14 protein-coding genes are annotated in these 13,076 nt (G+C 65.3%); 6 read left to right on the top strand and 8 right to left on the bottom strand.

Translation table 11 applies throughout. The features are described from left to right. The first annotated feature begins 7 nt into the window (after positions 1-7). Positions 8-937: a dihydrodipicolinate synthase family protein gene (locus OC450_RS07775; RefSeq protein ID WP_262047600.1), complete on the top strand. Its 930-nt coding sequence runs from the start codon at positions 8-10 to the stop codon at positions 935-937. Here the strand turns inward: OC450_RS07775 and OC450_RS07770 are convergent. Genes OC450_RS07770 through OC450_RS07745 form a run of 6 tightly spaced genes read right to left on the bottom strand, consistent with a single transcriptional unit; the run spans position 934 to position 6,489 of the window. Further along, positions 934-2,238: an LLM class flavin-dependent oxidoreductase gene (locus OC450_RS07770; RefSeq protein WP_262047599.1), complete on the bottom strand. Its 1,305-nt coding sequence runs from the start codon at positions 2,236-2,238 to the stop codon at positions 934-936. The two genes, OC450_RS07775 and OC450_RS07770, sit on opposite strands and share 4 nt — an antisense overlap. Before the next feature lie 4 nt (positions 2,239-2,242). Beyond that, positions 2,243-3,001 (bottom strand): ABC transporter permease, encoded by a 759-nt coding sequence (locus OC450_RS07765; RefSeq protein ID WP_211383241.1) that lies wholly within the window; start codon positions 2,999-3,001, stop codon positions 2,243-2,245. Next, positions 2,998-3,813, bottom strand: a complete 816-nt coding sequence (locus OC450_RS07760; protein ID WP_211383242.1) for an ABC transporter permease — start codon at positions 3,811-3,813, stop codon at positions 2,998-3,000. Before OC450_RS07760 ends, OC450_RS07765 begins: the two co-directional genes overlap by 4 nt. Next, positions 3,810-4,826, bottom strand: coding sequence for an ABC transporter substrate-binding protein (locus OC450_RS07755; protein ID WP_262047598.1), 1,017 nt, complete (start codon positions 4,824-4,826; stop codon positions 3,810-3,812). Before OC450_RS07755 ends, OC450_RS07760 begins: the two co-directional genes overlap by 4 nt. Positions 4,827-4,849: 23 nt before the next feature. After that, complete coding sequence (locus OC450_RS07750) at positions 4,850-5,635, bottom strand: class II aldolase/adducin family protein (protein WP_262047597.1); 786 nt, start codon at positions 5,633-5,635, stop codon at positions 4,850-4,852. After that, positions 5,632-6,489, bottom strand: a complete 858-nt coding sequence (locus OC450_RS07745; protein WP_262047596.1) for an ABC transporter ATP-binding protein — start codon at positions 6,487-6,489, stop codon at positions 5,632-5,634. Before OC450_RS07745 ends, OC450_RS07750 begins: the two co-directional genes overlap by 4 nt. Positions 6,490-6,716: 227 nt before the next feature. On the opposite strand from OC450_RS07745, the gene OC450_RS07740 reads away from it, so the two are divergent. The 5 genes from OC450_RS07740 (at position 6,717) to OC450_RS07720 (ending at position 11,605) form a co-directional block, all read left to right on the top strand. Next, on the top strand, positions 6,717-7,430 hold the full coding sequence (locus OC450_RS07740; RefSeq protein ID WP_262047595.1) for a GntR family transcriptional regulator: 714 nt from the start codon (positions 6,717-6,719) through the stop codon (positions 7,428-7,430). Between the two features lie 67 nt (positions 7,431-7,497). Then, positions 7,498-8,277, top strand: a complete 780-nt coding sequence (locus OC450_RS07735) for an SDR family oxidoreductase (protein ID WP_063708464.1) — start codon at positions 7,498-7,500, stop codon at positions 8,275-8,277. 7 nt (positions 8,278-8,284) lie between these two features. Next, positions 8,285-9,430 carry a pyridoxal phosphate-dependent aminotransferase gene (locus OC450_RS07730; protein WP_211383247.1) on the top strand — a complete coding sequence of 382 codons (1,146 nt, stop codon included), beginning with the start codon at positions 8,285-8,287 and terminating at the stop codon, positions 9,428-9,430. An 11-nt stretch (positions 9,431-9,441) separates the two neighbouring features. Next, complete coding sequence (locus OC450_RS07725) at positions 9,442-10,323, top strand: alpha/beta fold hydrolase (protein ID WP_262047594.1); 882 nt, start codon at positions 9,442-9,444, stop codon at positions 10,321-10,323. A gap of 7 nt (positions 10,324-10,330) precedes the next feature. Next, a complete protein-coding gene (locus OC450_RS07720; protein ID WP_262047593.1) occupies positions 10,331-11,605 on the top strand; it encodes a Zn-dependent hydrolase in 1,275 nt (424 codons plus the stop codon). 147 nt (positions 11,606-11,752) lie between these two features. On the opposite strand, the gene OC450_RS07715 is transcribed toward OC450_RS07720, so the two are convergent. Then, positions 11,753-11,995 carry a hypothetical protein gene (locus OC450_RS07715; protein ID WP_262047592.1) on the bottom strand — a complete coding sequence of 81 codons (243 nt, stop codon included), beginning with the start codon at positions 11,993-11,995 and terminating at the stop codon, positions 11,753-11,755. 23 nt (positions 11,996-12,018) lie between these two features. Beyond that, positions 12,019-12,834 carry an HAD-IIA family hydrolase gene (locus OC450_RS07710; RefSeq protein ID WP_262047591.1) on the bottom strand — a complete coding sequence of 272 codons (816 nt, stop codon included), beginning with the start codon at positions 12,832-12,834 and terminating at the stop codon, positions 12,019-12,021. Positions 12,835-13,076 lie beyond the last annotated feature (242 nt).

Genomic DNA, 13,076 nt, shown 5'->3' with positions numbered 1-13,076 from the left:
GGCTGTGATGCAAACATTCAGAGATCGCCTGCGCGGCATCCATGCCGCCACGATCGTGCCGATGACGCCCCACTTCGAGATCGATGAGCCAGGACTGGCAGATCATCTGGCCTCGGTCGCGTCCACGCCGGGGATCAATGGGCTGCTTGTCAACGGCCATGCCGGCGAAAACTTCGTGCTGTCGCTGGCCGAGAAGCGGCGCGTGGTGGAGCTGGCGCGTGCACATGTTCCGGGGGGCTGCCTGATCGTCTCCGGTGTCAACCATGAATCGAGCCTGGAGGCTGCGCGCGAGGCGGCCACGCTGGAGCAGGCTGGTGCGGACGGCCTCCTGGTATTCCCTCCGAACAGCTGGGCGCTCGGTCACGCCGATGACTGCGTCATCGAGCATCATCGACGCATCCGCGATGCGACAACCGCACCCTTGATGCTCTATGCCGCACCGGTCGGTGCGGGCACCATGGCCTACCCGCCGCCGCTGCTGACGCGGCTCATCGCGGATCGTCGCTTCGTCGCGATCAAGGAAGGCAGCTGGGAGGTCGCGACTTACGAGCAGAATCTGAGGCTGATTCACAAGCTGCGTCCCGAGTTCGTCGTGCTCGGCTCCGGCGACGAACATCTGCTGACAAGCTACCTCGTCGGTTCGGCCGGTAGCCAGGTCAGCCTTGCCTGCGTCGTGCCGGAGCTCGTGATCAGCCTCTGGACTGCGGCCGAGGCCGGCGATTGGGATCGTGCGCGTGCCGCGCATGACAAGCTTTATCCGCTGGCGGTGGCAATCTATCGCGATGCGCCCGGAGGACGGGCGACAGTCCGGCTCAAGGCCTGCCTGAAGCTGCTCGGACGTCTCTCCTGCGACGCGGTACGGCCGCCGCAGCCGCCGGCGATACCGAGCGAGTTGCAGGCGCTCGAACAGGCCTTGCGGACCGCCGGCGCGCTCTAAGCCTCGAAGAACGGATTGGCCGGGCGCGGAAGGCCGAGATGATCGCGCAACGTCGCGCCCTCATACTCCGCGCGGAACAGCCCGCGCTCCTGCAGGATCGGCACGACCAACTGGACGAAATCCTCGAACCCTTCGTGGAAGTAGGGCGGCATGACGTTGAAGCCGTCGGCGGCGTGCTCGTCGAACCAGAGCTGGAGCGTATCGGCGATGCGCTCGGCCGAGCCGCACAGCACCCAATGGCCGCGTGCGGCGGCGGTGAGATTGTAGAGATCGCGCAGCGTCATGTTCTCGCGGCGGCCCTTCGCGAGCATGACGCTGGCGAAGCTGTGATAGCTGTCTGACGGTGCGATGTCTGGGATAGGTCCGTCGAGATCGTAAGTCGACATGTCCCGGCCGAAGCGGTCGGACAGGATGGCAAGCGCATTACTGCCGCTGACAAAGCTCTGGAGCACGTTGAGCTTCTCGAACGCCTCCTTGTCGGTGCGGCCGACGACGGGCATCACGCCCGGCAGCACCGTGACATCGGCGGCCTTGCGGCCGAACGACGGCAGTCGCGTCTTCAACGACGTGTAACCGGTCTTGGCCTCCTCGATGTCCTGCACCACCGAGAACACGATATCGGCGGTGCGCGCGGCCAGCGCCTGGCCGGCCTCGGAGCCGCCGGCCTGGAGGACGACCGGGCGCCCCTGCGGGCTGCGGCCGATGTTCAGCGGGCCCTTGACCTTGAAGAATGCACCGTCATGGTCGATCGGGCGGAGCTTCGCCGGATCGATATAGAGGCCGCTGGCGCGGTCGGCGACGATGGCGTCATCCGCCCAGCCGTCCCACAGTCCCTTGACGACGTCGAGGAATTCGCCGGCCATCTCGTAGCGGCGGGCGTGGTCGGGGTGGGTGGTGCCGAAATTCGCTGCGGTCGCCGGATTGGCCGTCGTCACCGCATTCCACGCCGCGCGGCCCTTGGAGATGTGATCGAGCGAGGCGAACACGCGCGCCACCGAGAACGGATCGCTGTAGGTGGTGGAGACGGTCGCGCCGAGGCCGATGTGGCTGGTCGAGGTCGCGAGCGCGGCGAGCATCGTCAGCGGCTCCAGCCGCAGGGTGTAGGAGGGATGGGCTACGGCATCGGCATAGAGATTGTCGCCCATGAAGATCAGGTCGAACTTGCCGCGCTCGGCGGTGCGGCCGATCTGCTGGATCGCCGCAAAATCCTGGAAGCTGTCGACCGCGCCGGGATAGCGCCAGCCGGCGACGTGGCTGCCGGTTCCCAGGATGAACAGGCCGAGATGCATCTGTCGTTTCATGGCGTCATGTCCAGAACAGGATCTTGCGTTCGAGGAAACCGATCAGGCCGAAGAAGGCGAGGCTCGCGGCGGAGGCGACGAAGATCGCCGCCCAGACCTGGACGAAGTCGATCTGGAGCACCGCCTGGTAGATCACCCAGCCGAGCCCGCCATGCGCGCCGAGCATCTCGGTGACGATCGCCACGATCACGCTGCGCACCGTCGAGACGCGCATGCCGGCCAACAGCAGCGGCAGCGCGGTCGGCAGGCGCAGGCGCCACAGCACCCCGAAGCGGCTTGCCCCGAAGCTGCGCATCAGGTCGATGGCGCGGCGATCGACACGATCGAGCCCGGCCAGCATCGAGAGCAGAATGGTGAAACTCACCGCCATCGCCACCATCACGATCTTCGAGCTGACGCCGATGCCGAACCAGAGCAGGATCAGCGGCGAATAGCCGACCACGGGCACCGAATTGATCGCGGTCGCGAGCGGCAGGATCGCGGTGCGCAGCGCCGGCACCAATGCGATGGCGACGGCGAGGCCGATGCCGATCAGGCAGCCGAGGCCATAGCCCACCAGCGCTTCGAGCAGGGTGTAGCCGGCGGCGTCGGTCAGCGTTGCGCGCTTGGACCAGAGGCCCGCGAGGATGTCGCTGACGGCGGGCAGAACATAGGCCGGCAGATGCAGTCCGCGCGCCGCGCCTTCCCAGCACGCGACCAGGATGAAGGCGCCGAGAATGCCGCGCTGGACGGCGAGCGAGGGTGAAGCAAGCGCGCGGCTCATTGCTCCGCGCTCCAGAACACCAGCCGTCGTTCGACCGCGGCGACGACCGCATAGAAGCCGGTGCCGAGCAGAGCCGCGGCAAGCAGGGCGGCCCAGATCGCGACGACGTTCTCGGTGAACATGGCCTGGAGCAGCAGCACGCCGAGCCCGGTGGTGTCGCCGAACCATTCGCCGACGATGGCGCCGACCAGGCTCAATGATGCAGCGAGCCGCAGCGCCACGAAGATCTGCGGCAGCGCGGTTGGAAGCTGCAAGCGCAACAGGAGCTGGCGGTTGGAGGCGCCGAAGCTGCGCATCAGGTCGACCTGCTTGGGATCGACCGTCTCGAGGCCCAGAAGCGTGTTCACCGTCACCGGAAAGAAGGTCAGGTAGAATGCGATGATCGCCTTGGCGAGCAGCGTATTGCCGAACCACAGCACCACCAGCGCGCCGAAGGCGATGACCGGGATGGTCTGCGACACCACGAAGATCGGAAACACCATCTCGCGCAGCGCACGGAGGCGGAAAAACGCGACACCCATGAGCACGCCGAACGCGCCGCCGGAAGCGAATCCGATCAGCGTCTCGGCCAGGGTCCGCAGGAAGCCGTCGACATAGGCGCGGGGCGTCGCCGCCATCGCCAGCAGAATCGTGCTGAGGCGCGGCAGGTAATAGGGCCGGATGCCGAACAGCAGCACCGCGCCTTCCCAGACCACCGCGGCAATGGCGAGGCCGAGCAGGAGCCGGATCAGCTTGCGCAGCGAAACCGGCATTGCCATCGACCGCGCAGCCGCGCGGCCGGAACCAAGCGATGTCGCCGCAGTGCTGCTCACGGCAGCCGGTCCGCCGCCGGGATGCTCTGGATGAAGCTGGCGTCATAGGCGGCAGCGAGATCAACCGGCTTGGAGATCACGCCATATTTCAGGAAGAAGTCGTGGGCGGTCTTGACCGCGTCGGCGTCGATCCAGAACAGGCCGTTCTTGCCGGCCGCGCCGGCCGTCATCAGGCGCTTCACCTCGGTGAGCATGAATTCCTGCTGCGCACGATCGAGCGTCGGGGCTACAGCCATCACAGTGTCGACGGCGCCCTTGGGATCGGAGAAGGCGTCTTTCCAACCCTTGAGCGAAGCCCGCAGGAACGCCTTGACGAGCTCCGGCTTTTCCTTGGCGATCGCCTCGGCCACGATGAGCGTGTCGCGCGGGAAGGTGATGCCGTAGTCCTCGGCGACGAAGGTCTTCAAGCTGTCCTTCGGCATGCGCGACTGGATAGTGTAGAACTCGTTGTAATAGGTCGCCGTGACCACATCGATGCTGCCGTCGACGAAGGGCGTCACCGAAACCTGCTGCGGCTGGATCTTCAGCTCATCCGGCTTGATGCCTTCCTTGGCCAGCATGCCGGTCAGCACGTGATTGGCGCCGGTGAACCAAGTGGTGACGGTCTTGCCCTTGAAATCCTGGATCGTCTTCACCGGCCCGTCCTTGCGGGCGACGAAGATGAAGGGCGTGATCTGGTGGGACACACCGATGCAGACGATCGGCAGCCCCTTGTCGCGGGCTGCGAACACGCTGTCGGTGCCGCCGGAGAGGCCGAACGTGTCGGCACCGGTCGCGACCAGGTTTTCGGTCAGCAGGTTGGGCCCGCCGGGATTGATGGTGAGGTCGATGCCCTCGGCCTTGTAGTAGCCCTTGGCGGCTGCGACGTAGAAACCGGCGAACTGCGCCTGTGGCAGCCATTTCAGGCGCAGGCTCGCCTTCTGCAACTCGGCGGCGGGCGCAGCCGTGACGAGCGAGCCCGTTGCCAGTGCGATGGCGGAAAGGACGGAGAAGGCGTGGCGTCGGCTCAACATGGTGATGCTCCTGGCGGTGAAAATCAATTGCGGTAGGACGGATCGGTGCGGTCGAGCTGACGCATCAGCGCTGGCCATTCGCGTTCGCCGGGCACGAGGATGTCGCCCTGCAATTCCCAGAACTGGCGCGCGGCCTTCTCGCAGACCTCGGGCGGCGGCGTCACCAGCGTGGCGCCGGCCGCGGCGGCGGCCTGCATCTGGAACTGGATCCGCGCGGCGCGCTCGAAATAGTAGAGCAGCATGAAAGCCTCGCCCGGGGTCCGGCCGACGGTGAGGATGCCGTGGTTGCGCATCAGCATCACCTTGTGCGGGCCGAGATCGCGCACTAGGCGAACCTGCTCGTCCAGGTCGATGGCGACGCCTTCATAGTCGTGGAAGGCCTGCCTGTCGTAGAACCGCATCGCGAACTGGCTGAGCGGCAACAGGCCTTTCTCCTGGCCGGAGACCGCAACGCTCGCGTCGGAATGGGTGTGCAGCACGCAGGCCGCGTCGTGGTTCGAGGTGTGGATCGCGGCATGGATCACGAAGGCCGCGACGTTGACGGCCTGTGGCGTGTCGTCGAGCTTGTTACCCTTGGTGTCGATCTTCACCAGGCTCGATGCCGTGATCTCGTCGAACAGCAGCCCATAGGGATTGATCAGGAACTGGTCGTCGTGGCCGGGCACGCGCAGGGAGATGTGATTGTAGATCAGGTCGTCCATTCCGAGCCTGGCGACCATGCGATAGCAGGCTGCAAGCTTGATGCGCGCGTCCCATTCCGCCGGTTCGATCCCGCGCGGCGCGGGCTCTCTCGCTGACATCGCGTTCATTGCGGCTTCTCCTGCGCGATGGAGGATTGGAACGATTTCATGCTTTCCTCCTCGATTGCGTCGAGCAGCGTGCGCTTGAGGCGCACGAATTCGGGGGAGGTGACGATCTCGGGCCGGCGCGGGCGAGGAAGATCGACGACCTGTTCGAGCTTCACGGAGCCGGGGCGCGCCGTCATGACCAGCACGCGGTCGCCGAGGAAGATCGCCTCGTCGACGTCATGGGTGATGAAGAGAATGGTGCGGCGGTATTTCTGCCAGACATCGAGCAGCCAGCGCTGCATCATGGCCCGCGTCAGCGCATCGAGCGCGCCGAACGGCTCGTCCAGCAGCATCAGGTCGCGCTCGAACAGGAAGGTCCGCATCAAGGCGACGCGCTGGCGCATGCCGCCGGACAATTGATTGGGATATTGCTTCTCGAAGCCGGCCAGCCCGAACTCGGGCAGCATCTTCAGGGCTTTGGCGCGCGCCTGGTCGCGCGGCATGCCCTCGACCTCGAGCGCGAGGATGGCGTTATCCACGACGTTGCGCCAGGGAAACAGCAGGTCGCGCTGCGGCATGAAGGAGACGCGGCCGAGCAGATCGGCGGCATGACAGCTCTTGCCTTCGAAGCGCAGGATGCCGCCGGCGTCCGGCTCCTCGAGCCCTGCGACGATATTGAAAAGAGTGCTCTTGCCGCAGCCGCTGGGACCGACGACGGTGACGAACTCTCCGGGGGCCACGCTCGCCTGAAGTCCCGACAGGGCCGCGACGGGACCGAAGGTTTTGTTGAGCGCGCCAAGATAAAGCAGCGGCTCCGGCCGAGCCTGTGGGGCTTCGGTGGTCGGTCCGGGATTGGGGAGGCGGGCAGCCTGCACCGGGATGTCCTTGTATAATGGCGGCGGCCATTCGCATACGAAAGCGGGCCGCGTCGAAATCTCGTAGCAACTCGTGTGCCAGTGCGATTTTCAGGCAAATCAGGCATAAGACTTGCGAGATCGACAGCGAATAGGTGGGCGCCGCGCGCATCCCTTAGGAAAAACGGGGCGTTTCGCTGGAGAGTGAGTGTCAATATGTATACTTGTATTGGCATTGGAGAAACATGATGGCGAATATTGGTGCACAAGGCGGCGCCGGGCGCGTGAAAAATGGGCAGGAGACCCTCACGGCAGGCTCCGGCATGACGCTCGCCGAGAGTCTGCGCCAGAAGCTCGAAGGCGCGATCGCGGCGGGTCATCTCGAGCCGGGCAGCCGGCTCGACGAGCAGGAGATCGCGCAGCGCTTTGGGGTCTCGCGCACACCGGTGCGGGAGGCGTTCCGCCTGATGGCTGCCAACCATCTGGTCGAGCTGCGCGGGCGGCAGGGGGCAACGGTTCGCAGCATCAAGGCGCAGGCACTGATCGAGATGTTCCAGGTCATGGCCGAGCTCGAAGGGCTTTGCGCAAGGCTTGCCGCGCGGCGTGTCCCGCAGGCCTGGGGGACTGAAATTGGCGAGATTCACCAGCGACTTGTAGCGGCGGGCGAAACCGGCGACATCGACGTCTTCTACGACATCAACCAGGAATTCCACGAGGCGATCTACGAGGCCTCGCGCAACGCCTTCCTGGCCGACCAGACCCGCAAGTTGCGCAACCAGGTGGCGGCGTATCGCCGCCGGGTGACGCGCATGCCGAACCGGATCGCCGACACCATTCGCGAGCATGAGGCGATCATGCAGGCGATCCTGGCCCACGATCCGGAGCGGGCGCACAGTGCCATGCGCGATCACGTCAACCTGCTCGGCGACAACCTGCTGGACTTCCTCGCCGCCTTCGAATGACCTTGGGATCGCTTGGTATGCAAATTGCTAGACATTGTATATCTAGCTTGCATCCTGGAGACCCGGAGTGGACCTGAAGCTGACGAACAAGACCGCCCTGATCACCGGCGCGTCGAAAGGAATTGGACTTGCGGTGGCCGAGCTCTTCGCCGCGGAAGGATGTCATTTGCATCTCGCCGCCCGCAACGGCGAGGCGATGCTCGAGGCCAAGAAACAGCTCGAAGCCCGCCATGGCGTGAAGATCACCATCCACGCGCTCGACCTGTCGAGCACGGCTGCGATGGAGAAGCTCGCGGCCGAGGTCGGCGACATCGACATTCTCATCAACAATGCCGGCGACATCCCGGCCGGTTCACTGGAAATTCTCGATGACGCGGCCTGGCGGCGCGGCTTCGATCTCAAGGTGTTCGGCTACATCACGCTGTCGCGTCTCTATTATCCGCGCATGAAGGGCAAGGACGGCGTCATCATCAACATCATCGGCAATTCCGGCGAGAACTGGGACGCGAGCTACATCGCGGGCTCGACCGGCAACGCGGCGCTGATGTCCTTCACCAAGGCGCTCGGTGGCCGCAGCCTCGATCACGGCGTGCGCGTCGTCGCGGTCAATCCGGGACCGGTTGCCACCGACCGCATGCTCAAGATCATGAAGCGCAAGGCGATCGACATGCTCGGCGACGAAAGCCGCTGGGAGGAACTGTTCGACAAATATCCGGGCAAGCGGCCGGCAACGTCGGAGGAGGTCGCCGATCTCGTCGCCTTCCTGTCCTCGCCGCGGTCCGGCTACATCACCGGCACCGTGGTGACGATCGACGGCGGCATCGCCGCACGCGGCTCGGTGATCTGAGGCGTCGATGTCAGGGACTCAATCCGCGGCGCTGGTCCGCAACCGCTATTTCGACGAGCTCTCGGCGACGCCGGGACTCTATTGGCTCGGCCAGAATACCAACCACGTCGAGAGCCATCCCGCCGTGCGCGAGGCGATGCTGCGCTCGATCGAGGCCGGCGAGTTCAATGCCTATGCTCCCCCGCTCGGCTTCGAGGCGCTGCGCGCCGCGATCGTTGCGGATCTCGGCGCACCCGGTGCGGAGGCGCTGGTGACCGAGGGCGGCGTCAACGCGCTGGCCATGATATGCCGTGCGCGCTGCAAGCCCGGCACCACGCTGGTGACGACCGATCCGACCTGGAAATGGCCGTGCCTGTTCGCGCGCCAGCAGGGCGCCGAGGTGATCGAGATTCCGATCTACGATCCGGCCTGCAACTACCGCCTGACGCCCGAGGCGTTGAAGGCGAATGTCGACGAGCGCACGGCGATCATTTATCTGGTCGATCCCAACAATCCGCTCGGCATCCGCTACACTCGCGAGGAGATCGAGAGCTTTGCGGCGATCGCGCGCGATTGCGGCGCGCTGCTGGTGCATGATTGCACCTATCGTGATTTCGCCGACGGCCACACCCCGGCGCTTCACGTGGCTCCGCAAGGCTCGGTCGTCTCGACCAGCTTTTCGAAATGGCTGGGCCTTGCCGGATTGCGGATCGGCGCTCTCGTTGCCGCGCCTGATCTGTTCGAGGAGTTCGCGCAGACGTCCACGAGCGTGCTCGGCGCGAGCGTCATCGCCCAGCGCGCGGCGCAGGCGGGGCTTTCCGTCAAGGCAGAATGGATGAAGAAGGTCCGCAGCACCGACCGGGCCAACAAGGCGATGATCCAGCAGGCGGCGGCCGCGATCGAAGGGCTGGCGCTGCCGATCATGCCTTCGCACGGAAACTTCCTGGTGCTGGAGACCGTTGCGGCGGGCATCCGCCCCGAGGCGCTGGTCGAATGCTATCGCCGCCAGGGCATCATGATCCGCCAGGGCACCTATCACACCCAGCGTTTCGGCGACCGCTTCGTCAAGATCAGCACCTCCGTGCCGCAAGCGTGGGTCGAAAAGCTCTGCACACTGCTGCCGGAGATGGTCGCGCAGGCGCGCACGCTCAACGACCTGCCGCCGCAATTCTAGGAACGATGCCGATGACGATGATTACAGCGAAGGACGGCGTGAAGCTTCATGTGGAGGAGGCCGGCGAGGGCACGCCGATCCTCTTCATCCATGAATTCGGCGGCAATCACGCTAGCTGGGAGCCGCAGCTCCGCTATTTCAGCAGGCGCCACCGCTGCATCACTTACGCCGCCCGTGGCTATCCGCCGTCGGATGTGCCTGATAGCGTGGAGGCCTATTCCCAGGCGATCGCCGCGGACGATGCGGTCGCCGTGCTCGATGCGCTCCGAATCGAGAAAGCGCACATCGTCGGCCTCTCGATGGGCGGCTTCTGTACGGTGCATTTCGGCCTGCGCACGCCGGAGCGCGCTCTGTCACTCACGGTGGCCGGCGCCGGCTATGGCTGCGAGAAGGAGTTCGAAGAGTATTTTCGCGGCGTCTCGCTGGAAGTCGCAGACAATTTCGAGACGCAGGGCGCGAAGGAGTTCTCCAAAGTCTATGCGCTCGGCGCGAGCCGCGTGCAGTTCCAGAACAAGGACCCGCGCGGCTGGCAGGAATTTGCCGATCGCCTCGCCACCCATTCGGATCGCGGCGCCGCCAACACCATGCGCGGCGTTCAGGCGCGGCGGCCGTCGTTCTACGACCTCGAGGACGGACTGAAGTCGATGATTGTGCCAACGCTGGTGGTCGTGGGCGATGAGGATGATCACTGCCTCCAGCCCGGCATCTTCCTGAAGAAGACGATTCCGGCCTGCGGGCTCTCGGTCTTCCCCAAGACCGGTCACACCCTCAATCTGGAAGAACCGGCGGCGTTCAACGCGCTGCTTGCAGAGTTCATCGCCCAGGTCGAGGCCGGCCGCTGGCTGCCACGTGATCCGCGCGCGCTGCCGGGCCAGATCATGCGCACGAAGTAGTGGATCGATGACCAGCCAGCCCCTGATCAACGCCGATCGGCTCTGGACCCGCTTGATGGCACTCGCCGAGATCGGCGCGACGCCCGCCGGCGGGGTCAACCGTCAGGCGCTGAGCGACGGCGAGATCGCCGCATGGCGCCGCGTCATCGGCTGGGCGCGCGAGGCGGGCTTGACGCCGTCGACGGATGCGGCGGGAAACCTGTTTCTGACACTCGCCGGGCGCGATGGTGCCGCACCGCCGTTCCTGCTCGGCAGTCATCTCGATAGTCAGCCGACCGGCGGCAAATTCGACGGCGCCGCTGGCGTGATGGCGGCACTCGAGGCGGCGATCTCGCTGGCTGAGCGAGGCGACCGGCCGGTGCGCGACGTCATCGTCGTCGCCTGGATGAACGAGGAGGGCTCGCGCTTCGCGCCGGGCATGATGGGTTCGGAGGCCTTTACGGGCGAGCGTGACATGGCGGCGATCCGCACCGCGCGTGATGCTGACGGCGTCAGCGTCGGCGAAGCGCTAGACCGCCTCCATCAGGCTTTCCCTGATGTGCCGCACAGAATGCTCGGCTTTGCCGTCGGATCCTATCTCGAATTGCATATCGAGCAGGGACCGCTGCTGGAGGCGGCCGCCTGCACGATCGGCGTCGTCACCGGCATCCAGGGCAAGAAGACCTTTCAGGTGTTGATCGAGGGAGAGGAAGGACACGCAGGTACGCTCGCGCAGCAGGAGAGGCGGGATGCGCTCGCGGCCTTTGCGCGCATGGCAGCGGCGCTTCACGCCGAGATCGGCGGAATCGATGCCGACATCAAGTTCACGATCGGCCGGGTTGCTGCCGTGCCGAACGCGCCGTCAGTGGTGCCGTCGCGCGTCGTCTTCAGCATCGATCTGCGCCATCCCGACAATGCGGTACTCGATGCGGCCGGCGCTCAGATTTCGGTCCTTTGCCGCGAATACGCCCCACCTTGCGCCGTTACGTTAACGCCGCTCGTCGATGCGCCGTCGAACGCCTTCGATCCGCGCCTGCGGGCGAGCATCGCGGAGGCGTCGCGTCAGCAGGGGCATACCAGCATGGCCATCCTCTCGGCCGCCGGCCACGACGCCCGCCATCTCGCCAAGATTTGTCCAGCGGCAATGATCTTCATTCCTTGCCGGGATGGTGCAAGCCATGTCGAACATGAGTGGGCCGAGCCTGATCATGTTGCCGCCGGCGCGTCCGTCCTGGCTACGGTGCTGCGAGAGGTTGCATTCGAGACGCAGTCCTTTGCTGCAGGCGGTCATGAGAAGGGATGACGGAGATTTTTCGGGAGGCCTATCGCAACGCGACGGCAGGTCCCGACGCCGCGGTCGGCATCGTCAAGCCTTCGAAGGTCAGGACCGGACCGTCGGAGAGACTGGAACGAAAGAAGACAAGCGACTCTGTCTCGCCACGGGCGACCATCAAAGCGCTTGCAGAAATCGTTCCCCCATCGCGGCGGTTCCATCGGTGCGATCCAGGCGCGCTCGGACCTGATCTCGACGGACGTATGGTAGCCGGTCCGGCTGCACGCGCAGCACCAGCCTCCGTCCAGACGCCGGGTCCCGCGCCAGAAACGTCGTGTTCTCGGAATGGCTGAGGAAGGAGACCGTCGATCGTGACGACAGACCCCAGAGCGGCAAGGCCGCGCCGAGCTCGGTCTGCATGCTCTCGATCGAGCTCGGAGTCATCATGAGAGCGGGCCGGCCCTCTCGGAAGTGGCGTCGAGGAGATCGAGAAGGCTCGACACGACACGATCGGGGACGACCCCCGTGGCCGCATTGAACGGGACGTCGCTGGCGAGCAGGACGGAGCGCAGGCCGGCGGCGTTGCCGGCCGCGATATCGGTCGCGAGCTGGTCGCCGATCATGATCGTTTCGTGCTTTGCGGTGCCGAGATGCTCAAGCGCCCGTTCGATCAGGAAGGGCTGCGGCTTGCCGACGACGACCGGCTTCGCACTCGGTACCGCGGCGACCACCGCCGCAGTCATCACGCCGACGCAAGGGTCATATCCATCGTGCCCCGGCGTGAGGACATCGGGATTGGTCGCAACGATCGCCGCTCCCGCGAGGGCGGCTCGTATCGTCGTCCGCAGCTTGGCGTAGTCGAGTGTCGAATCGAATCCGAGCACCACGACCTCCGGGTCCTCGGAGGTCAGATCGTATCCGGCTGCCTCAATGGCTGTGCGCAGCGGCTGCTCGCCGATCGCAAAGACCGGCGTGCCTTGCGGCCAGCGTCTTGCGAGCAGGGACGTCGTCGCCGAGATGGTGTTGAAGACCTGCCGTGCTTCCGCCGGAATGCCGATGCTGGTCAGCTTCGCCGCAAATTGCGCGGCAGATTTCGTCGAGTTATTGGTGACGAACGCATACGGCAGGCCCTGCTCATGCCAGGTGCGAAACGCTCTTACCGAACTCGGGATCGCTGAATCTCCTCGATAGGCCACGCCGTCGAGGTCCGAGATGATGCCGCGAATGATGTGACTGGTCGGAGGCTCCTGTATCTTCAAGGCCGCGATTCCGCTCGTTTCGAAACACGGAAATATAGGCCCATCGTCTCCGAAACGTTGTTCCGAGCGTCCATCATTCCTGTCCTGCACAGCGGAGAGGCGCGGCTGCCTCGGAGTTGGGCGGCGTGCTCTGGCGGTCTGGAGTCGAGCGCGCAATCGGCGCATCCGGGAGTGTCAGCAACGGAATCGTGGAGCAGCAGGAATCGGGCAAGCGTGGCCTTTGGTCTACGCTTTGCAAGTTA

This window comes from Bradyrhizobium sp. Bra78 (assembly GCF_024519855.1).
GTDB classification, from domain to species: domain Bacteria; phylum Pseudomonadota; class Alphaproteobacteria; order Rhizobiales; family Xanthobacteraceae; genus Bradyrhizobium; species Bradyrhizobium japonicum_G.
The sequence above is the reverse complement of the archived record's forward strand: the minus strand, read 5'-3'. Positions and strand labels throughout refer to the sequence as shown.